A 23,308-nucleotide genomic window follows, 5' to 3' on the forward strand; every position below is an offset into this window, starting at 1 on the left:
CGTACAAATATTAGGTACCATACTTACATACTCATAATGATTTTCGAATTTTTCTTACCAAGAATTCAAAAATACACTTATAAATCCAAGCTTTGAGTATGTCCCCTCAAAGCTTGAACCTAGGCTAGATTAGAATGTGTAATCAGCTTGTAAGTAGAATGCACGACCGTATGCATCTGAGTAACGAGGGTCGTAACCCACTTGGTGACCCGCTGCTGCGTTAAGGGTAAACGGCGGCTTTTTATCAAATAAGTTCTTGATACCAAAACCGATATTTGCGTTGTCACCCCAAGCATATGCTAGACGATAATCAAAGGTAATGTACGTTGGGATATTCAACTGAATTTCACTACCATCAACACCTTCATCCCAGTCATCTGCTTTAGCAACATAGAAGCTATTGCTAGCCGGTGCATCTCTGTAACCACTGCGCGCTTTAACGTTTAAGCTGTGTGTGAAATCACCGTGCGTGAATGTGTTGTTGAAGTTTACAATGTTACGGAAAGTAACTGCTTCATTTGTACCTACTTGCCCTAGGCTAGTATCCCAAATGTTGTCGCTACCAACACGCAACCTCTCACTTTCTATCATATAAGTACCCATTAGCTGAGACTTAAGTGTGCCGAAAGAGAATTCAGTGGTGTAATCAAAGTGCCAGTCAATACCTGAGTTTCTTGATTCACCAACGTTATCTGCCGCCTGGATGATAGCTACAACAGTATTACCAGTACCTGGATCTATCTTAGTTGTAAACCACTCTGCATAAGTAACCGGGTTAAAGAAAATCTGGTTTTGAGTCAGACGGTCAACTTGGTTTTCCATCTTCACGTTCCAGTAGTCCATACCAACACTGATACCTTGGTCGCCAGACCATACAAAACCATACGTATACTGCTTAGATGTTTCTGGTTTCAGGTCAGCGTTACCTTGACGGTAAACATCATACTGAAGCTTATCTGTATGACAGAATTGCGCGATCTCTTGTCTCAACTCTTGTGGACAAACGTAAGACGATGCCGTTACACCAAACTCTACACGAGGTTCTGCAATCTGGCGCATTGTTGCTGCTTTAAAGCCCGTACCATACGAAGCGCGTAGTAGCAGCTCATCAGTTGGTCTGTAAGAAACACTTAGCTTGTACGTTGTATCATCTGCGCTTTGGTTAACCGTTTGATTGCCTGTGCGTTTCGAGTCAGTGATTTCACCGATTTCATCGTAACGTAGTGAACCTGTGACTTCTAAATTCTCAAGAACTGGCACTACTACTTCAACGAATGCACCGTAGCTGTCGCGCTCTAAGTCAAACTCAGTACCCGCTGATTCAAAGAGAACCACTTCGTCATTCTGACCTTTACCATTCGTTAGTGAGTAGCTTGATTTACGATAATCCCAACCGGCCGCAATGTATACAGTACCCGCATCAAGCTCTGCAATTGGACCCGATACTTTACCATCTACAGCAAATAAATCTGTTTCTGTTGTTTCCCAGTTGCCACTGAACATTGTGTTTCTAACAGCAGTGTTTTGTTCATCCGTCAAACTTGCAGGGTCTGCAAAGATATCCACTTCGCCAGAAGTTACTAACTCGATGAATTCTTTTTGAAGTGGGTAACCAGTAATACGGTTTTGCTCACGATCAGCACCTGAACTTGTGATTGCGAAATCATAGTTCCACTCACCGAAATCACCGCGTATACCTGCTACGATATGGTTAGTTGTTGTGCTCCACTCATCAGTACGGTTTCCGCCCGGAAGTACACGCCAACGCGCTGCAACTTTCGTCATATCTGCTTTTACATTGTCAGGCAAATACTTAGTCACATTGTCTTGTACTACTGCTGAATCAGGATCTAGTGAGAAGGTACCTGTTGGGTAAGGTGCGATACGAGTCGTCATTTCAAACTTTGAAGCAGATGCTGTGACGTATGCCTCTGTCTCATCGTTAATTGCAAACGTACCTTGTAAGAAACCGTTTAGGCGATCACTTTCTGGTTGGATTTCAAGCGTGCTTGTGTAGTCGAATTGACACGCGTTCCCAGAAGGCGCACTTGTAGCGTGACAACTGCCGTTCGCTTCTTTATATGGGTTTAAAGAATATGTTGCAGTAACGTTTTTACCACTTTCTTCATTGAAAACAAGGTTACCATTTTCGTCACGCGTATTATAAGTAACGTAAGCATTACCCGGGATCGCGTTTGATGAACCTGCGATAGCAATCAACCTTTGGCCTTCGTAGTCAAATTCAACAAAGCCTGTTTTAGCAAAATCGCGGTCGACTGAGCGAAGGTTATCTTGTTGGTCATAGCTGACGCTTGCCATGATGTTGAAACCGTCAGAGCCCAAATCACCAAAGCCACCCGTGAAAGAGAAGTTTGAGCTAGAAGTATCTTTTGGCTTGTCGTGACGCGCTGTAATTGTGAAGTCTGTAACATCATCTTTAAGAATGAAGTTTACAACACCCGCGATTGCGTCAGAGCCATATAATGCAGAAGCACCATCTTTTAGAATTTCAACGCGCTTGATAGCTGCAAGCGGAATTGAGTTAATATCAATACTTGAACCAGAATCAGATGAAGCCATACGGCGACCGTTGATAAGTACAAGTGTGTATTCTGCGCCTAAATCACGAAGTGAAGCAGTTTGGATACCACCACCACCACCACCTACAGATTCACCTGCGGCAGTGAAGCCCTGCATTGATGGAATGTTTGCGATTAAATCAGGTACAGATGTTACACCCGACTTTGCAATATCAGTAGCATCGATAACATCTACAGGTAAAGCACCCTCAAGATCTGTACGCTTGATCGCAGAACCTGTGATCTCAATACGCTCTACTTCTTGTGTATCAGCTTCTTCTGCAACGGTAACAGCTGAAGCTGATACCGCACCTAAAGCCAGTGCTAAGCGCACAGCCTTGGTTACTTGATTGTTTAACATTTGAATCTCCCAGGACCACATTTGCGTGGTTATAATTATTTAATTGGTGTAAACCAAATCTTTATTGTTGCACTTAGAGCAACATGGTGCAGGAATACTAAACAATCCAAACCCGAAGCGTCAACAATTTTATTTCATACATCATTGCAAAAATATACATAAAACAACAAAAATAGTTACATAAAGCACAAACAAAAAACATTAACCCTCTGTTTTTAATTAATTTATTTTATGCTAGCTCAAATCCTCAGAATATCCAGAATAATTACAAAAACAAAACCCATGTCAAATTAGATCACTAAACGCAATAATTAACCCCAAAAATCCGCACCCAATTAACAAACATTAAACATGCAAATCATAATCACTTTAAAAACATAAACTTAAAAACACTAAGATATAGAACCAGACAAGGTTATTTGATTGTTAACATATGAAATCGGATAAAATAACGTAAAAACAAGGACGGACAGGCTGATTGCATTTACATATAAAAAACAAGCAACACATAAATTTGATCTTTTACCCATAAAAGAAACAAAAATGGCTAATTTTAATTAAACCTGCTTTTCGCAATAGTGAGGAATATTTGTAACGGGCTAATAATCTTGAATTAAGAGACTCAAAGATGAGCAATCCAAAACTACTAGAAAGGATAATTTTCGAAGTAACAAAAAAAGCCCCGTATCGATACGGGGCTTTTGTTAGTTATATTGCTTAATTAGAAACTGATGCTGTAACCAGCGAAGATCTCTCTTCCGATATGACCGGTGTTGTACATAGCGTCATCTACCCACTTACCGTTCTCATCAAATAGTACATCTTTGTCAAATAAGTTACGCGCACCTAAAGTGAACGTACCGTAAGTCTCAGTGTAGAACTTCATGTTCAGGTTGTGAGTCACATATGTTGGTAAGTTACCCGTGTACACAATGTAAGGGTTGTCATTTGCATCAACCTGTACAACGTCATTTTCATAAGTATTTGAAATAATATCAGTCGTCCAGTTCAATGAGAAATTATCTAAAGAGTAATTAACCGTGAATTGTGAACGCCAATCAGGTTGTTGTGGTCCACCTTTCTGATCGCTTGTTGGGCCAGAGAAGTAAACATCTTCACCAACTTCTGTTAGAAGAGTCGTTACACTCTTAAACTTAAACTCACCAAAGTGTGTGTCTAGCTTGTATGACAAATCAATATCAAAGCCTTTGCGTGACATAAATGAACCATTCGCAGACTGAGTATAAGATTTACCAGCAATAGAACCATTTGAACCACGGCTTAAGCTCACATCAGGGAACTTTGCATAAATTTCATCAAGACGATTACCATTTTCCAAGTGAACTAAATCTTGGATGGTGATCAATGAAATTACGTTGTCCACTTCTAGTTCAAAGTAATCAACTTTGATAGAAACGTCTTCAAGGCCAGAGTAAACGACACCTAAGTTGATGTATGTAGACTCTTCAGGGCCTAGATCAGGGTTACTCTGTCTAACTTCTTTGAATGAACTCGTTGGGCATTTCGCGTACGCTTGAGCAATTTGCGATTGCGTTGCATTTGCGCCAAGCTGATTACGACATGCAACATAGTCCGTTGTCGTTGGGCTACCTTCAGAGTCAGCACCGTATAGCTCTTTAAGCGTCGGAGCACGGAAACCTTCAGAGTATGAACCACGTACTAATAGGTCATCCATTGGACGGTATTCGACCTTAATGCTTGGGTTACCAACGCTACCAAAGTCACTGTAATCATCGTAACGATATGCTGCGCTTACAATAAGATTATCTAGGACTGGAAGTGCAACTTCGTAAAACAACGCAGACACATCACGCTCACCGTGACCAGAACCACCTGCATTACCGCCGATTAAGCCTGCGTCATTTTGTGCATCATACTTTGAAGATAAGATCTCTTCAAAATACTCACCACCCACATAGTGGCTGATCATACCGCCTGGCAATTCACCAAACTCAAAACCTAGGCCTGCAAAGAAGTGATCCAGTTCACTTTGGTTCTCAGCATACGTTGTTGCACGCATGTTGTTGATACCTTCCTCTGACCCCATATCAATTTCGTTTAGTTCATTGTAAGCAAGACCTGCATAACTTAGGTAATAACGACCAGCCGTGCGGTAGTCTAATCTTGCTTTATGGTAAGACACTTCCCACTCAGCCGTGTCACCAGCCATACCCTTAAGACCAATTAGTAGGTCTTGTTGATAATCTGTCACTTCACCGTCACGATTGCCCAGTTGGTACCAACGGAATTGGCCATTTACTACGTCATTAGTTGGGTTGTGCTCGTTGTCAGCAGCCATGTTTTCCCACTCAGCTGCTGGCGGCGCGTAACGGCCAAAAGAGTCATTACGGCTAAACATGCCGCGCGCATACAACTCGATATCATCGGTTAGTTCGTACGTAAGGCTAGTCATGATTGAATCGCGCTTTGTTGAAGCCATGTTTGCCGATACATCAGCGAATGCATAGCCACATACTTCGCCTTTACCAATGCCGCCTAAAGCGCTGCCTTGATCTAGCTTGCCAATAAACCCAGGTACATTTTTAGATAGCTCATCACACTTTGGTGAAGCCAAATAGTTACCATCTTTACCTTGAACCGTTGCACCGAAATAGCTAATGCCCGTTGTTTCGTTGTAAATTGAGATTACACCGTCATTGTTCGAGTCTTCCATCGTCGCAGAAGTGTATGAACGATCGCGGTCGAAGATTGCACGGCGCTCTTGATGGTCGTAAACAAACGTAATATTACCTTTGTCCGAGCTCACACCAAATGACATAGACATTTGTTTCGTCTCGCCACCATCTGCCTCTGGACGACCAACTTGGATATCGAATGCTGCACCTTCAAAATCTTTTTTCAGGATTACATTGATAACACCAGCTATTGCATCAGAACCATAAATTGCAGATGCACCATCTTTTAAAATTTCGATACGCTCTACTGCCGCCATCGGGATAGAGCTAAGGTTTGCACCACCTGTATTAAGTGATGGAGAACCACCTAAACGTTTACCGTCTACTAGTACCAACGTACGGCCAGCACCAGCACCTAACAAGCTCACTGTGCTTTGTGACTGCCCGCTGCTGCCAGAAGATGGTGCAACCGAACCAAAGCTATTTGAAGTAACGCTTTGCAGCGCCTCTGCTACTGAAACACGACCTTGGCTCTCAAATTCAGCTGTTGAGATAACCTCTACAGGGCTTGCGCCTTCCATATCTACACGCTTGATACGTGAGCCTGTGATTTCAATACGTTCTACTTTTTCCGCGCCTTCTTCTGCCATCGCTACATTTGCGACAGCAGCAGAAGAAGCTGCACCAAATGCCAATGCAATACGCACAGCTTTAGTAACTTTAGTGTTCAACATGTGATTCTCCCTGGGCTTACTACAGTTGGTAAGCTTGAGTTTTATAAGTCTTTATATCTGGCTCTAATGGCCTGATTTGAAAATTCGCGAGGGATACTAATCGGGAGGCATGTTAAGCGTCAAACCTGATGCAGTTAACACTTACTAACACAAGTTATACACGAAAAACCTATTAATTAATGGGTTTAAAAAGTAAATAAACACTTACTTCAAAATATAGAAATAAATTAATTAATTTCACAGTTGGCAAGTTCACTATTTAGGCACAGGATACTAAAGCTGAAGAAATCAACAGCTACCAAGGTTAAAAAAAATATTTTTTCTTTTTGTCTAAGTGCTCAACTTTTATACACCAAAACCAAATTAAAATATTTCCTTTACATAAGCCCCAAAGAAACTTTACATGCTGGCAAATGGCACTTTGAACAGTGGCGAAGGGCTGAGCAGTTCACTCGTGAATATTACAAAGCGATAAACAATCGCTTTCAGAGGTTTACAAGTCCAACGAACGTTGTCCAGCCAAATTGATGGCATTTTCATCTATTTCAGGCAACATTTTGTATATGGGCAGTATTTGCTTCTCTATATAATGTGTATAGTCAAGGTGTGCCACTTTATTAATGAACAGTTTAGGGCCAGTGTTACTGATAAAGTAAGCAATTTGACTCCCCTTCCCTAAGCCTGAAATATTGCCTTGCTGTGTCGCCTCTTTGGCCGCCCTGACATGAGGAGGGATATTCTTCACATACGACTCTAACGATTTGCCCAATCTTTTTTTGTATATCAGCTTGTCATCCACCTGACCTGAGGTTATTTGACTAATATAATCTTCGGTGACTTTAACGACATTGTCTCCATCAAATAATGCACGTATCACCGCCTGCTGATACTCTTTGGCAATTTGAGTCCAGTCACTGCGCACCGTTTCCATTCCTTTAAATACCAGCGCTTGTGATCCGGCTTTCTCTATTTGTCCGACATAGCGCTTTTTAGACCCCGTTTCTTGCCCTCGAATCGTCGGCATAAAAAATGGGCTGTAATGCGTTTCAAACTCGATTTCTAGAAAGCTCTCAAGTTGATACTCTGCACGGATCAGCTCAGACCAGCGTCGATTAATATCCTGCATCAAGGCCACGCCTAATTGCTTACATTCCGATGCGGAAAAATGCTCTCCAACTTGAACAAACGTAGAATCCGTATCGCCATAAATCACCTCATAACCCATCTCTTCTATCCAGCGTCGCGTGGTTTGCATGATTTCATGACCACGCATCGTAATTGAACTCGATAACCTCGGGTCATAAAAACGGCACCCTTTAGATCCAAGTACCCCATAAAGGCTATTCATGATGATCTTGATTGCCTGTTGCAACATTTGCTCGCCTTGTTGCTTGGCCAGCTGCCTCTCGTCAGCTAGTTGTGCGACCAACTTAGGAAGGTGGTGTAACTCTCTAGAAAACTTCCCTTTGTTAAACCCCGGAATGGCGGTAACCGGCGCATGCTCACCTTCAATCAGTCCCATAGGGTCAATACAAAATGAGCGTATGATCGAAGGGTAAAGGCTTTTAAAATCTAACACGAGCACGTTTTTATAAAGCCCTGGTTTTGAGTCCATTACATACCCACCCGGACTATCAAAATTTAAACCATGCTCACCAAGGTTCGGGGCGATATAGCCACTGCGGTGCAATAAAGGTAAATAAAGGTTGGTAAATGCAGCAACTGAGCCCCCCATTCGCTCTAACTCAAGCCCGGTCAATTTAGTTCGCGCAATAGCGAATTCCATCAACGACAGCTTGCAAAAGATATCCCACACTAGCACGCAGTCTTGCAAGTTATAGTTGGCTAGTGACAGTTTGTCTTCGTGGAACTGGCGCACAATTTCCTCTAATCGGTCATCTTGGCCAATCAGCTTGGTGCGACCAAGCACCTCTTGCGCGATAAAACTCAATTTAAATGTTTCGAAGTGGTAGGTCGCATTTTTCATGGTGTCAATACCATCGACAACCACACGACCAGGAATGAGTACACGAGTAAAATGACCGCTGGAAACCAACATCGCTTCCCCATCTCTACCGATATTAAGGGCGACGCCAAGCGCCTGTGCCCGCTCATGAAGCACAACGCAATCAAACTCAATCACATTCCAACCGATTAGCACATCCGGATTCAATCGATTTATTTCGTCACACAAAGTCGTTAGCAAAGCAATTTCATCCTCAACCCAGATGATATTCATATCACAAGACTGTGCTTCGCCAATCATAATAACGAGTCGCTCTGCACCTGTGACCAGCCCCACAGAAAACAAAATACCTTCACCACTGCACTCAATATCAAAAGACAACATCTTAAACTGAGGCATAAATGTGTCGTTGGCTTTGAGTTTGGCGTTGTTCAACTCTATGTAACCTTGCTGCTGAGATGCCTCTCCAATCACCCACACCCCACCTTTAATGTAACGCTCCATTAAGTAGCGATCAGCATGGCGAATATCTTCTTCATATATAGGCAGTACTTTATTGAGTGCTTCTTTTGCTCGGTAAAAGCTAGACAAATGCGGAAAGTACACACCAGTGACAGGAGATTGATCAAAGTGTTTTAAAGCTAAAGGCGTCATTTCATACTCGCCTTCAAGTTTTTCTAGTATCTTGGTTGCTTGCTCGGTGTCAGCTGTTTTAATAAAAAAAACACTGCGCTCATGCTCAACAAATGCCTTGATAACGCCCTGCTCTGTTTTCAGCCAATAACATAATCGCAGCCGCCCTCGATGAGACACCTGCTGTCTAGATAAAACAAAGCCCTGATATACTGCTTGTGCCAAATGTGAACCCCGCCTAAAATACACCCCTGTAATTATATCCATACTTTTTTGCTTAGGCGATCCACATGTTGTCAGACTCAATGAAAAAAACCGTACGTCATGCCCATCAGAACATCGCCAAGCAATTGGAAGACTATCGTCCGCGCAGTAGCCAAAACTATCTAGTTGCAGAAATCGCCAAAACACTTGCCGGTGAATATCATAAGTCTCAGCGTATTTGTGTTATCGAAGCAGGTACGGGCACGGGTAAATCACTGGCGTACTGTCTTGGCGCACTGCCTTTGGCGCTCGCCAAAAAGAAAAAGCTCGTTATCTCAACTGCCACGGTGGCTTTGCAAGAGCAGCTCATAGAAAAGGAATTGCCTTTTTTTAAAGAACACAGTGGGATCGATTTTAAGTTTGATTTGGTAAAAGGCCGACAAAGATACATTTGCGTACAAAAGTTGATGGCTGCAATTAATGAAGACGATACACAACTCTCGTTAGTGCCAACCACTTCATCGCCGTTAACCGATATGGAACAGAAGTGCTTAAGAGAGCTTGCCAATGCCTATCAAAACAAACAGTGGGCAGGAGATCGCGACAGCTGGGAAGACACCATCCCCGACAAAGTGTGGAATTTAATTGCCTGTGACAAGCATGCATGCCAACGGCAAATGAAATCTCACAATCTATGCCCATTTCATTTAGCTCGGCAAAAAATTCAACAGATGGACGTGTTGGTCATTAACCACGCTCTGCTGCTCGCGGACCTAGAATTAGGGGGAGGCACAATTTTGCCGGAGCCCGAAGACACCTTCTATGTCATTGACGAAGCCCATCACTTGCCTCACATAACACGGGATTTCTCTTCCGCGGCAGCAACAATAAAAGGCACCATAGAGTGGCTCGAAAAGTTACTAAAATTCAGCGGCCGAATGGCTGGCGTCATTGTTTCGCAAAAAGCCATTGGCCAAAATTTTAAACTCAATGATGCCGTAAATGATGCCAGTAAGTTTTTAAAATCCGTACGCGATAGTTTAGACCAAGCCGATTTTAAGTATAACGATGACGATACTTATCGATTCACTCACGGCGAAGTACCTGAGTCACTGACAACTCAGGCTAAAGACATTGCAGATGCGACCTTAGATGCACTAAGAGCAATCAATAAGATGCACGATGCCTTAACAACTGATGTCTCAGATGGCGATGTCCAACCGTTTTTAGCCGACCCATTTCTTGTCGAGAGCGGCCAGTACATAAATCGCTTAGAGCAATTAAACAAGCTGTGGTTTAGTTACGCTGCCAAAGGAGAAAGCTCTCCTCATGCGCGCTGGATAAAACGGATGGAATACAAACACCATCACGATCATTTGCTGTGTGATTGCCCCATTGAAGTCGGTTTTTATCTCAAAGATAAATTGTGGCGTGAATGCGCAGGCGCGGTTTTGTGCTCAGCCACACTCACAGCACTTGGCAGCTTTGATCACTTCTCCAAAGAAAGTGGCTTAAGCAATGAGCCCGGCGTAAAATTTATCAAAGCGGATTCGCCATTTGCATATGCAACTCAGGCAACCTTGCACATTCCTAAAACAAAAGTAGAGCCGACGGATAAAACTTTTAGTGATTTTCTTGCTGAGGCGCTGCCTGAATACCTTGATAAAAATAAAGCCAATTTGGTGTTATTTGCATCTTATTGGCAAATGGATCATGTTGTTACCGCGCTTAGAAAGAAAAAGCTCAGTATCTTGGTACAAGGGGAAATGTCACGCGAAGCGTTACTAACTCGTCATAAAGCTGCGGTAGATTTAGGTGCTGGCAGCATTTTATTTGGTACACAAAGCCTTTCAGAAGGACTAGACCTGCCAGGGAAATACCTCGAAAACCTGGTGATAACAAAAATACCATTTGCGGTACCAACCTCACCGGTTGAAGAAGCACAAGCCGAATTTATTCAATCAAAAGGCGGAAATCCATTTTTATCTATCACAGTGCCTGATGCAGCAAAGAAATTAGTCCAAAGCTGTGGTAGACTGCTGCGCAAAGAAACTGACTCTGGTCGCATCACGATACTTGATAGGCGTCTGATAACGAAACGTTACGGTAAAGCCATGCTTGACACGCTGCCACCCTTTGCAAGGCAAATAGACTGATAAATGCTTGAACTCGCTTTTGATCCTCTCACTTGGGCACTTTTATGTGCAGTCGCTTTAGCGGCGGGCTTTATAGATGCTGTCGCAGGTGGCGGTGGCATGCTAACGGTACCGGCCTTATTAACTGCCGGCCTCCCTCCCCACGTTACGCTAGGCACCAATAAACTGGCGGCTAGTTTTGGATCATTAACCGCCAGTTTTACCTATTATAAAAAGCAACTTTTCAACCCGAGGTTTTGGGCGGCATCAATGTTAGCAACGGCCATTGGGGCTTTGTTAGGGACTTTGCTTGTAGACAAACTTAGTATTGAGTTTTTGAACAAATTACTGCCGGTCATTATTATTATGGTGGCGCTATACAGCCTGTTTGGCAGCTTAAGTAAAACAGAACAACACGCCCTCCCAGAGAAAACCAAAATGCTGAAAGTAAAACAGTGGGCGCAAGGCTTGTCACTCGGTTTTTTTGATGGATTAGCAGGCCCCGGCACTGGTACATTTTGGACTGCCTCCAACAGCTTACTCTACAAAATGAGTCTACTACTCAATTGCGGTTTAGCGCGTTCAATGAACTTTATTTCAAACTTCATTTCGCTGATAACTTTTGTCGCACTTGGTCATGTGAACTTTTTGTTAGGCATTACAATGGGTGCTTTTTTGATGTTAGGGGCTTGGATTGGTGCGCATTCAGCGATAAAGTTTGGTAGTAAGTTAATTAAACCCATCTTCAACACTGTGGTCATTCTTTTGGCGGGCAAACTCATTTTTGAGGCATATGTTGCATGAATCAAGCTTTCCTTAGACTCAAAAGTAAGCTCGACCAATTGGCTAACCAAGCAACGCAGTTTGACAATGCAAAGTGGTTCGACAAAAACCGCTATATTCAAAACCAGCCAAGCTTATTCGACAGTCACTTGTTTCATACCAAGAGCTTACTGCTGGTAGACTATGTGGAAGAAATACAAGTCGCATTGAAAAACTTACCACCGGAACAAAACCGCCATGCTTATCAATTTGCCGTGGAGCAAATTGGAGAGCAGATGCAAGCCATCATAAAGGTGCTTAAGTCTACCCCTGTATGGGCCAAAGAGAACAAGCTTAATATCCCAAAAAAAGCCAAGGTTTATCGCAAAGCTGTACAACGTATCATGCAATCATCCCATGAACTGTATCAAGAGCTTTCGCAAAATCATGAATTTGAAAGACGCTTGCAAGAAATGATCGATATTCGAAAATCCCAATTAGAGGGTGCGAATGCAGAAAAAAATGCACAATTAAATGCTGAAATACTCGCTTTGCATACTCGATTAGGACGTTGTCGCAAGGCTATTTCAGCAACAGAGGAAAAAATCCAGCTTCTGGAAAAGCAAGGCAATCGCTAGTATGTTGTACTACAACCCTATCTATAGTGACCTCACGCTTCCAGAACGGCATCGATTTCCTATTTTGAAGTACGCGATGCTCAAGCAGCAAATTGAACGCTTAGGGTTGGCAGAGCATATTTTAATTAACCATCAAAAAGCCACACCTGCACAACTCAATTTGTGTCACCACGTCGATTATGTTAACTCATTTTGCCAAGGCACCATGAGCGCTCCAGACATCAAACGGATGGGTTTTCCTTGGTCCGAAAACCTCGTAGAACGTACCCTACTCTCAGTTGGCGCGAGTATCCACGCTGCCCACCAAGCACTTGAGCAAGGCTTTGCGGCAAACTTGTCTGGCGGTTATCACCATGCCTATGCAGACAAAGCCACCGGTTTTTGTATCTTTAACGATTTAGCTATCGCCGCTTGCGACCTGATTGATAAAGGCAAAGCAGAAACCATACTAATCCTAGACTGCGATGTGCATCAAGGTGATGGTACTGCCGCCATTTTGAAAGGTCGTTCTGATATCATTACTTGTTCACTGCATTGCGAACAAAATTTCCCTCGGCTAAAAGAGCAATCAGATTACGACTTTGCCTTACCGAAGGGCACGCGAGATAGTCAATACCTAGATACATTAGAACAAGCCTTATCGCTGTGCACACGCTTGCACAATCCCGATATTATTCTCTACAACGCAGGGGCTGATATATATGTTCAAGATGAGCTGGGGAATTTTGCCATTTCTTTGGAAGGGGTGTTTCTTCGTGAGGAGCTCATTCTCTCATTTTGCCAGCAACAACATATTCCTTTGATGTGCGCATTAGGTGGCGGTTATCAAAGAGATTTAGCATCTTTGGTAGACGTACATACACAGCTTTTTAGGGCTCTACTGCGTTCCAATTTATTAAAGTGATCTAAAATATCAACCGTGCTTAGCACTCCATGAGATGATGATTTTGCTTAGATAGTAAGTCGCACACCCAGACTTTATGTTGTAAACTTAAAAGACCCACTGTGAGAGATAACGCCATGAAACTACATGATGATTTGCATAACTACTATGAGAAAGTTATGCTCGAAAAAATTGTAGAGCGAAAGTTACATGAGATGTACGACGAAAATGTAATGGCAGATTTTTGCTGTACCGTCCTCAATCAACTACCAGCTCGGTATATTCGCTATGATGTGGATATGGAGTTTTATTTACCACAATCTGAGCGCCAACAAATGGAAGAACGTGTTGACGTCGCCATTGAGGTCGCGATAAAGCAAGTAGCCAAAAAAAAGCAATTTAATGATGAATAAAAAAACGTCCCCTCTCGATGATGCGCCGCAGCATGTTAAGCTCGCGGTAGATTTGATTATGCTACTGGAACAAAATGAAGTTGCCCCCAAAGATGTGCTACAAGCTCTAGAAATTGTAAAGCAAGATTTTTTAAATAAAATACAGCTAGAGCAAAAAACTTAAATTTAACAATTTAAATACAAATATGTCATAGTATTTCTTTAACGTAAGTCATTTCAGCTGTATGTAAGTGATCATAAATACGTGCTTCACACGTCGCTGATATGTCTATCCATTGTGACAACAAGGAATATTATGAGAAATACAAACGCATTTCCCTATATTGTTTTACCCTTCACTCTTTTAAGTACCTTAGCAATTGCAAATGATTTTGCCGCGCTCGATGAGGCACTACCGCCAAGTTATGTGATAAATGACACGGAGCCAGTATTTGATTTTGATACTGATGGATGTTTGCCCAGTGCAGGGATAAGCCGCACAGGCGTTCAAAACTCAGGTCTAAAAACGACAGGATCATTAGGCGGGAGTTGTCGAGACAGCCAATTTTTAAATACTTCAAATACAGTGCACCGCTACGCCTGTAAAAATACAGAAACTGGCATCTACTGTGGCCACTTTTACGCTATGTATTTTAAAAAAGACCAAGTTTTTCCTTATTTTGGTGGGGGGCACAGACATGACTGGGAATATGCCGCAGTTTGGACCAAAGATGGCATCGTGACACATGGAAGCTACAGCGCACACGGTGATCTTTTTACAAAGCCAGCCAATGAGCTGCCTTTTGAGAATGGCCATTTAAAGATTGTTTACCATAAAGATGGCATACTCACTCACGCATTTAGATTCGCAAAATCAAATGAAGTCGCCGAAAACCATTATAACCGCTTTGTGACACCAAATATAATAAGCTGGTACACCATGCAAGGGGATGGTGTCAGTAATCAAACGCTTAGAACTAAGCTCAATCAATATGATTACGGCTCTGCGACATTGCCAGTTAAAGATAGCCGCTTTTTACACAACCTAAACAGGTTTAAGCCAGCTAACTTTCCGACCTTCTCTAACGCTGATGTAACCGCCTCACAATAACAAAGATGAGGGTCTCGAAAAGACCCTCATGCATTGTCATGTCGTTATGCGCTACACAACATATATTGACCATCAATCAAGAGCTTGTACTGTGCAAAAAATCGGCTGTCTGATTCAGAGTCTTCGGGACAAACGAAATAAGCAACGTCGTTGCGAACTGGTTGTGCTTCAATATGGTGACCATCTTCCCAATAAAGAACAGCATGTTTTACCAGCTCTTCGAGATACGTATGGTCCCACTGATAGTGCACAAAACCGTGATGATCAGATAAATAAGGGGAATAATCCTGCTCACAAGATACACTCGCAACGCCATTTTTATGATCAGCAAATGCCTTTGCGTCTCGTTCTGCAGTCTGGGGGTCAACAAAATATGCAACGTCTCTACGAGGCGGTAGCGCCTGCGGCAAACCAAATTTATCTCTTATTGCCGAGCACTCAACTACAATCCAAGATACAAAATGGGCACCTATTTGATGATCCCATTTTAAGGCGACAAACATTTCGATACTCCTTTCTATTAAACTTCATATTTCAGGTGCTATGTCGTTTGTCCGTAAACAAGCTCATCCGTTACGCCTCACTCATTACCGTTAAAAAAGCCTACGTAATAAAGCGAATTGTTCATAGTTTCAGGATGATATTTCCATTTTTCTGCTCGGATTCTAATCCAGCAAATAGACCATATACAGTTAAACTTTAAGAGATCCTAGCATTTTTAACCTATATCAAATACGCGTCAATTTAATGTCCGATTGATGTCAGCATTATGAAATTATTAATCATCCAGCTAAAACGCTAGGCTGAAGAATTAGTGGTCATTTTGGCCAAAGTATCATTCAATATAAATTTTCTAATATGGAGACAAGGTTAGAAAAGGCTAAAACCGCTCTAATTTGCGATTAATTTTTCGCCAGCAAATGATACGGTAATATTTCAAAATCTGCAAAATCGTTACAAGTTATTACGGCAGTGCAAATGAACCTGAAAAAGTGACCATTTATCGTGATTTCGAGTTATCCGTTAATTTTTGGTGCTAGCAGTTTTTTGCCTAATCGTTACACTGCAATAAGTACTGTTAAACTTGGAAGTTGTCATGAATTTAACGCGCAATTCATTAAAAAATCCGGCCAGTGTTATTGTGCTACTGGTTTTGGTTATGGTGTTTGGATTAATCAGTATTTTTAAGCTCCCTATTCAGCTCACTCCCGATATTGAACAACCACAAATCACTATTTTTTCCGGTTGGAGGCAAGCCGCCCCTGAAGAAGTGGAGTCTGTGATCCTTGAGCCCTTAGAAAACGCCGTAAAAAATACGCCAGGTGCACTGCAGGTTGATACCACGATTAACCGTGGCAATGGCTTTATTACGCTGACTTTTGCCATCGGCACTGATATGCAACAAGCCATGCTGGATGTACTGACCAATTTAAATCAAGCCCCACCACTCCCTCTTGATGCCATTGACCCTGTCGTCTCTGCCGGTGGCAACTTTGGTGGCTCTGCAGGTCAAGCTGCCACGTTACTTGTTTTGCCCCTTGATGCGGGCGATGAGGGCCTCAGCTTTGATATGGCCAAATATCAAAAAAGTATCGAAGAAATCATCGAGCCTCGCTTAGCCCAGATACCCGGTATTTCTCGCGTTGATCTAGCCAGTGAACGCTCAAGAGAATTACGTATTACCTTTGACCCACATAAAGCTGCTGCACTGGGCATTAGCCTTAACCAAATACGTCGCACTTTACAAGCATCTCGTGATACTTCCGCGGGGCTTGCAAACGTTGGTCGCCGACAATATACCGTTCGCTTTACAGGCCAATATGACTTGCAAGACATGCTTCAGATGCGTATTGGCTACTCTAACGAAAGGCCCATTTATTTGGGCGACATTGCCACCGTTGAAGAAACCTTTTCTGACCGACTTGCAATGAGTGGGCGAAACGGGCAGCCAGCTTATTATATACGTGTCGCAAGGATTAACGACGCCAATACCGTTGCACTACTGGACAATATCAACATTGCGATTAAAGAGTTAAACGCAGGCCCGCTCAAAGAAGCCGGATTGTCGATCGAGCTAAGTTTCGACGCGTCGGTGCATATCCGTAATGCACTGTTATTAGTAAAGAGTAACTTAGGCTTGGGTGTACTGCTGTCTTGTATCATCCTGTGGCTATTTTTCAGAGGACTTCGAACCACTCTGGTTATCGCCGCAACAATACCCGTTTCACTAATGGTCGCCTTCTTAGCACTGAATATTTTTGACCGCAGTATTAATGTTATTTCCTTGGCAGGTCTCGCCTTTGCAGTTGGGCTCGTATTGGATGCCGCCATCATAGTACAAGAAAACATCGCTCGGTTAAAAACGGAGGGCATGGACAACGCCAAAGCAGCACTCAGGGGGGCAACACAAGTTGCTGGAGCGCTCTTTGCATCGACTGCCACCAGCGTGGCTATCTTTTTGCCAATCATGTTTATGGCAGGCATTGAAGGTCAGTTATTTTCTGATTTAGCCTTAACTTTATCGATTGCCGTTATCGCTTCTTTGATCAGTGCGCTCACCATCATCCCTATCGCAAACCGTTATTTACCTGATAGTAAAGTAAAGCAAGACCCTTATAAGCAGTATTGGCATAAGCTGACTGGCTTAATCATGAAACTAACAAATACTCGAACAAAACAAGTTTCATGGATTGCAGGTCTCATTGGTGGCTCTTTATTCATCACGGTGACTATGTTGCCAAAGACCGACTTTATGCCACAGGCGCCCACTGACGGTTTCTTTTTCTCTCTTGTCACACCACCTGGTGCAAACATCACTTACATGGAAGAAGAGCTGCTTAAACGCGTTAAAGCACGATTAATGCCCTATTACACCGGGGAAAAACAGCCCGGGATTAAGAGCTTTAATCAATTCGTATTTGGCTCAAACGCAGGTGGCTTTATCTACTCGGCAGATCCGCAAAGAGTAGAAGAGTTAATGAAAGTCACCAGAGAAGAGATACTGGTTGATTTACCTGACACACAAGTATTCTTATTCAGGGGCTCGATGATCCAAGTATCCAACGGTGGGGATGGCCGCAATATCAATATCGACCTGACTGGCCCCAATATGGATGACCTCATAATCGGCGCTCAAACGGCACTTGCAGCAGTCAAAGAGGCGATGCCAGAAGCAACAGCGCAACCACAACCACGACTGGATATGGCAGAGCCTGAACTTAGACTTCATCCTAATGATAGACGCATTACGCAAGCGGGTCTCACGCGACAAGATGTATCACAAGCAATGCAGGCGTTTACTGGTGGCTTGTTTATCAATGAGTATTTTAACGGCAACGATCGTATGAATGTCATATTGCGAGCCACCTCATGGGACTCGCCGGAGGAATTAAAAGCTCTGCCTATAGTTACACCGGACTCAGGCGTTCAAACAGTCGGGGAACTGGCTCGGGTGGAGCGTACTGTTGGCCCTAGCCAATTGCGCCGCGTCAATGGTCGTCGCACGGTGAGTGTGGTTGTTACACCACCAGCAAATATGACGCTCGAGCAAGCACAGCAGATTTTGGTTTCGCAAGTACTCCCTAAAGTCAAAGAGACCTTACCCAGTAATGCCGGTGTCATTCTGGCGGGTAATGCGCAAAAGCTCAATTCTGCAATTCAAGAAATGACACTCAATTTTGTACTCGCTTTATTCATTTTGTTCCTGCTTATGAGCGCCCTGTTTAAATCGGCAAAAGACAGTTTATTAGTCCTCATGGTGATGCCTATGGCTGCGGCTGGCGGGGTAATCGCCCTGTATGTTCTGAATTTGTTTACATTTCAGTCTTTAGATTTATTGACCATGATTGGCTTTATCATTCTGTTGGGGCTTGTCGTCAACAATGCCATCTTGCTTGTTGATCAAACACGCGTAGCCGAAGCAAATGGCCTAATCAGGCAAGAAGCTGTTCGCCAAGCCGTATTAATGCGTGCAAGGCCAGTATATCTCAGCACATTAACAAGCTTGTTTGGCATGTTGCCGTTAACGTTAGTACCGGGTGTGGGTTCAGAAATTTATCGTGGTTTGGCAACGGTTATCGTTGGTGGTATGGCGATTAGTGCGCTGTTCACTCTCATTCTCATGCCAAGCCTGCTGCAATTGGGCAAAGCTAAAAACCCTAGCTCTAATCAGCAACCTGAACCCCAGCCTAAACTTAATTTAGTGTCGAATCAGTAAGGAAATTCCAATGCAAAATTCACTTTTTACCGTCAAACTTTTTTCACTCGCATTGGCATGCAGCACTGCAATCTATAGCTTCAATAGCCACGCTGCTCTCCCAGTGACCGTGGAGCCTGTCACCCAAGCACCTTTGACAAGCTCTTTGGCAGTCAACGGGACACTCTTTGGTAAAAAAGATGTCATCCTTACAGCCGGTATCTCAGGCCGCGTTCTGTATGTCGCAGAACCAGGGCAACATGTCAGCGAAGGAGACATTCTGGTTAAAATGGACACTTTGCCCTTAGAGCTTGATCAAGCTCGACAAAAAGAAATGCTTAATCGTGCTCAAGTGAATCTGAAGTTTCATAAACAGGAATTAAATCGCTTGAAACGTTTGGCTAAGTCCAATAGCGCAGCGGCGGCGCAAGTAGACAGTGTACAAAATCAACATGATCTCGCGCTTTCGGATATCGAGTTGGCAAAAATCGAGCTAAAGATGATTGCTGATCAATTAGAGCGCGCCACGGTTCGCGCACCATTTTCAGGTGTCGTGAGTGAACGCTTTAAGCGCGCAGGTAGAGAGGTCAGTCGTGCCGATGAACTGCTGAACTTTGTTGACATCGATAATTTAGAAGCCCGTTTATACGTTCCAGTTAAATATCTACATTATGTTAAGCCTGGTTTAGCGCTGCCAATTCAGACAGGGGATTTAGATACCCCATTAAGGGCACAAGCAATGGTCACAGCAGTGATCCCAGCTACCGACCCTCGTTCTCAGACGGTAGAAGTGCGAGCAAAGCTAGGTACCTATACCAAACGTACTTTTGCGGTCGGTCAACTGGTAGACGTAACAGTACCCCTGCAATCACAGCAGGCTAAAATGCTCATCAATAGGGATGCTTTGATCATTCGTAAGCAAGGCGTGCACATCGTCAAAGTAAGCGCGGATAACACCGTCACTCAAATCCCCGTTGAAGTTGGAAAAGGTGAAGGTAGACTGGTCGCCATTACACCAGCAGATATCAATGCCTTAAAGGTAGGTGACAGAATTGCAGTGCGCGGTGCAGAGCGACTTACGGACGGCCAAGAAGTCGAAGTGCAACCGTTAAACTAACATGAAAAATTACTAGCCCAATGAGCCTGCTTATGGATAAGCAATGGCTCATTTTTTAAATTTAACTATGTATATCATTGATTTAATTTTTTTTAACCCTGCCAATTACCTTATTTAAGCAAGTTTAATTAGCTTCTCCCTTGCTCCTTATTCAAGCTAACTGCCGAGCAATTCATAGGAGTAAGCACCCATGCTAATCAACAAGCTACTAATAAAAACACAACTAGGACTCATGACAGCAGGTATGATCGGGTTTTGTGCAACTGCCCCATTTGCAAACGCAAAGACACACGCAGTGATGTTTGATGACTTTAGTTATCGACAATTTTCAGAGGCACAACAAAATGGCTGGCAATTTCGTCATGAAACAGGTCACCCAGGGATTAAAAATGCAATCTGGTGGAAAGAAGGGATCAGCTTTCACCCCGACCCAATAGATTCAAATAATACCGTGATGCGTATTACTGCCAAAACCGATGGTACAGCTGAAAATACTCGACATACGCAAATATGTCATAAACGGAAATACCGTGAAGGAACCTATGCAGCCAGAGTATATTTCAATGATGCACCACAATATGGCCCAGATGGCGATGCGGTCATTCAAACATTTTATGCCATTAGTCCCTTACAGGCCCCGATGGATAAAAATTACAGTGAAATGGATTTTGAGTATTTGCCAAATGGCGGCTGGGGTACTGAGCGCCTAGCTTTATTTGCCACATCTTGGGAAACCTTTCAATTGACGCCTTGGACCAAGGTGAATGCTTATGACTACCACATAGAATCGCTGCAAGGGTGGAACACATTAGTACTTCAAGTTGCAAATAACACTTTAAAATACTACGTAAATGGCCACCTTTTTGCGACACATGGCGCTGATGTTTACCCTGAAGTGCCAATGTCCATAAACTTCAATCAGTGGTTTGACCCCAATAAGCTCGTGCAGTCTAACCTAATGCGCCAATACCATCACGATGTCGATTGGGTTTATTTTATCAAAGATGAAGTGATCTCGCCGCGCGACGTTACTCAGTCTGTCGAGCAGCTGCGTAAAAACAAAATCGCGCAGCAAGATACCGTACCGGACTGGCAACCCAAACAAGCTGATTATTGTAGCCTTTAATTAACGGTGTGAATGGGCACGTGTGCAAACCATGCCTCTACCCTTGCAATGAGCTGCGGGCTGTCGGCTCGATATGCGATTTCAAGGGCTTGTTGAGCAAGCTCTGACGCCAGAGTTTGCTCATTTAAATCTCTGTACATATCAGCCTGTGCTAACAGCACCCAAATCTGATTTGGATGGGCTTTGCTGTCATCGGCGATTTGCTTTGCTTGGGTAAAATAACGCTTAGCTTCTTCTAGTTCTTTTTGCGCAATCGCAATACGTGCCAATTCTATCAGCGCCGCAGTTTGACCATACCGACCGCGAAAGCTCTGGTGGTACTCGAGTGCAGCCAATAACCACCTGGTCGCCTCGCTATAATGGCCTTGCAAACGCTTTATTTTTCCGAGTTCTTCATAAGAGTACGCAATAAACAGCTTATCTTGGCTGGATTGCGCTAAACTTTTAGCCCTTGCTATGAACTGCTCTGCTGTATCCAACTCTTTTTGTCTGTCACTACCTTGGGGCCAATTGATGAGTAAATAACCAATCATCAAATTAGCACGCAAATGTTCTTTTTGGCTTTGTGAAGTATCTGCAATCTTTAGGCTTCCCTTGAGCAAACTGATTGCTTGCTTAAAGTCATAAGTATTGGCAAGGCTGCCCGCTAAGTATCGCCTTGCCGCTAACATATCGGGCTGTTCAACCAGCGCACTGCGAAAGAGTGTAATTGCGGCTTCATAGTCTCTTTGTAGGTATGCATTCACACCTTTTGCAAAGGCTTGATTGCTAAATGCACTGTGGTATTGGTTGGTTGAGAGTTGAGCTGATTGGCCAAACTTTTGTGTCAAAATATCAACCAGTTCATTAAAAGCGTTATCTATATTGGGTGCCAATATGACACCTTGTTGAGGACCCAACTGGGAATGAAGGGTATAGTGAAGCTGTAAATCTTGAGGGTAGCCTGTTAAACGCGTCTGTACGATTAGCTGCGCATCCAACCTTTGCTGCAATTGAAAAAAATATTGAGGCCCAAGACTCACTTTATTAATGCGATCAATCGCTAACAATACATCGTCAACCGCACTGACCTGTAACTTACTTTGTTGACTGAGTGTTCGAGATAAGTGGTCCATTCCTTGAATGGGTACCCAATCATGGATCTCATCCGGCATCGCATTTTCTACAGGTAAAAATGCCACCTTAGGGAGTTGTGAAGCCACGGAGTTAATAAAGATAAAGTAAACTGCACAGAGCAATGCGCTACATAGTATTAAGCCTATGGAAAAACGATTCGACTTCAGTAGGCTCATCTGCCTTGGCGAAGTATCCATGATTTCTATGGCGGCAATCCAACGATACCCTAACTTGGGAAACGTTTTTATCGTCTCTGCCCCCAATAAATCACGCACCTCTTTGATTGATTGTACTAACACTTGCTCTTGTACAACCAAATCACTCCAAACACTGTCCAACAACTCTTGCTTCGTGACGACTCTTTCTCGATTTTGTACCAACACTTCCATAACCTGAAGCGTTTTCGCTCTTATTTCAAAGGTTTGAACTGGCTCAACATCCAGAAAACGTACCTTGCCTCGAGTAAGATCGACCTCCTTATTTTCAAGCCTGAAGCGCATCAATTAACACCTTAATGATTCACATAAAGCAATCATTTTAAATATAACCACATGTTTTAAATGTAGTTTGCCTTAACTCACAATCACTCTCAAGCGACGATATACGTTCTTTTCAATATTATTCTGTACAAAACACTCACCATTGCAGAAATTCTCCTTTCTAAACATTATGCCGCAAATAAATTAACCTATGTGCTAC

The 23,308-nt window shown here is 43.1% G+C and carries 15 protein-coding genes; 10 read left to right on the plus strand and 5 right to left on the minus strand.

Going from position 1 to position 23,308, the window contains the following annotated elements:
* Positions 1 to 129: 129 nt before the first annotated feature.
* The 3 genes from A7985_RS18990 to A7985_RS19000 all read right to left on the minus strand — a co-directional run bounded on the left by A7985_RS18990 (position 130) and on the right by A7985_RS19000 (position 9,197).
* A complete protein-coding gene (locus A7985_RS18990) occupies positions 130 to 2,940 on the minus strand; it encodes a TonB-dependent receptor (RefSeq protein ID WP_065791986.1) in 2,811 nt (936 codons plus the stop codon).
* Positions 2,941 to 3,661: 721 nt separating this feature from the next.
* Positions 3,662 to 6,331, minus strand: a complete 2,670-nt coding sequence (locus tag A7985_RS18995) for a TonB-dependent receptor domain-containing protein (RefSeq protein ID WP_065791988.1) — start codon at positions 6,329 to 6,331, stop codon at positions 3,662 to 3,664.
* Between the two features lie 493 nt (positions 6,332 to 6,824).
* Positions 6,825 to 9,197 carry a DNA polymerase II gene (locus tag A7985_RS19000; protein WP_256096802.1) on the minus strand — a complete coding sequence of 791 codons (2,373 nt, stop codon included), beginning with the start codon at positions 9,195 to 9,197 and terminating at the stop codon, positions 6,825 to 6,827.
* Positions 9,198 to 9,220: 23 nt separating this feature from the next.
* Here A7985_RS19000 and dinG point away from each other — a divergent pair, with 23 nt between their 5' ends.
* From dinG to A7985_RS19030, 7 genes are all read left to right on the plus strand, one after another.
* Positions 9,221 to 11,290: an ATP-dependent DNA helicase DinG gene (dinG, locus tag A7985_RS19005; RefSeq protein WP_065791990.1), complete on the plus strand. Its 2,070-nt coding sequence runs from the start codon at positions 9,221 to 9,223 to the stop codon at positions 11,288 to 11,290.
* 3 nt (positions 11,291 to 11,293) lie between these two features.
* Complete coding sequence (locus A7985_RS19010; RefSeq protein ID WP_065791992.1) at positions 11,294 to 12,073, plus strand: sulfite exporter TauE/SafE family protein; 780 nt, start codon at positions 11,294 to 11,296, stop codon at positions 12,071 to 12,073.
* Complete coding sequence (locus tag A7985_RS19015; RefSeq protein WP_065791996.1) at positions 12,070 to 12,669, plus strand: primosomal replication protein; 600 nt, start codon at positions 12,070 to 12,072, stop codon at positions 12,667 to 12,669. Before A7985_RS19010 ends, A7985_RS19015 begins: the two co-directional genes overlap by 4 nt.
* 1 nt (position 12,670) lies before the next feature.
* Positions 12,671 to 13,573: a histone deacetylase family protein gene (locus tag A7985_RS19020; RefSeq protein ID WP_065791998.1), complete on the plus strand. Its 903-nt coding sequence runs from the start codon at positions 12,671 to 12,673 to the stop codon at positions 13,571 to 13,573.
* A 116-nt stretch (positions 13,574 to 13,689) separates the two neighbouring features.
* Positions 13,690 to 13,965 carry a late competence development ComFB family protein gene (locus A7985_RS19025; protein WP_065792000.1) on the plus strand — a complete coding sequence of 92 codons (276 nt, stop codon included), beginning with the start codon at positions 13,690 to 13,692 and terminating at the stop codon, positions 13,963 to 13,965.
* Positions 13,955 to 14,128, plus strand: a complete 174-nt coding sequence (locus A7985_RS25835) for a YbaM family protein (RefSeq protein ID WP_247684753.1) — start codon at positions 13,955 to 13,957, stop codon at positions 14,126 to 14,128. Before A7985_RS19025 ends, A7985_RS25835 begins: the two co-directional genes overlap by 11 nt.
* Before the next feature lie 132 nt (positions 14,129 to 14,260).
* A complete protein-coding gene (locus A7985_RS19030) occupies positions 14,261 to 15,055 on the plus strand; it encodes an NPP1 family protein (RefSeq protein ID WP_065792002.1) in 795 nt (264 codons plus the stop codon).
* Positions 15,056 to 15,099: 44 nt separating this feature from the next.
* On the opposite strand, the gene A7985_RS19035 is transcribed toward A7985_RS19030, so the two are convergent.
* Positions 15,100 to 15,558, minus strand: coding sequence for a hypothetical protein (locus A7985_RS19035; RefSeq protein ID WP_065792004.1), 459 nt, complete (start codon positions 15,556 to 15,558; stop codon positions 15,100 to 15,102).
* A gap of 593 nt (positions 15,559 to 16,151) precedes the next feature.
* Between A7985_RS19035 and A7985_RS19040 the strand changes: the two genes are divergently transcribed.
* The 3 genes from A7985_RS19040 to A7985_RS19050 all read left to right on the plus strand — a co-directional run bounded on the left by A7985_RS19040 (position 16,152) and on the right by A7985_RS19050 (position 21,493).
* Complete coding sequence (locus tag A7985_RS19040) at positions 16,152 to 19,271, plus strand: efflux RND transporter permease subunit (protein ID WP_065792005.1); 3,120 nt, start codon at positions 16,152 to 16,154, stop codon at positions 19,269 to 19,271.
* A 10-nt stretch (positions 19,272 to 19,281) separates the two neighbouring features.
* The gene (locus A7985_RS19045; protein ID WP_065792007.1) at positions 19,282 to 20,367 is read left to right on the plus strand and encodes an efflux RND transporter periplasmic adaptor subunit; all 1,086 of its coding nucleotides are present in this window, start codon (positions 19,282 to 19,284) and stop codon (positions 20,365 to 20,367) included.
* 190 nt (positions 20,368 to 20,557) lie between these two features.
* Positions 20,558 to 21,493 (plus strand): glycoside hydrolase family 16 protein, encoded by a 936-nt coding sequence (locus A7985_RS19050; protein WP_176716775.1) that lies wholly within the window; start codon positions 20,558 to 20,560, stop codon positions 21,491 to 21,493.
* Here the strand turns inward: A7985_RS19050 and A7985_RS19055 are convergent.
* On the minus strand, positions 21,490 to 23,109 hold the full coding sequence (locus A7985_RS19055; RefSeq protein ID WP_065792009.1) for a tetratricopeptide repeat protein: 1,620 nt from the start codon (positions 23,107 to 23,109) through the stop codon (positions 21,490 to 21,492). The two genes, A7985_RS19050 and A7985_RS19055, sit on opposite strands and share 4 nt — an antisense overlap.
* Positions 23,110 to 23,308: the final 199 nt, after the last annotated feature.

It is taken from the genome of Pseudoalteromonas luteoviolacea (assembly GCF_001696455.1).
GTDB lineage: Bacteria > Pseudomonadota > Gammaproteobacteria > Enterobacterales > Alteromonadaceae > Pseudoalteromonas > Pseudoalteromonas luteoviolacea_C.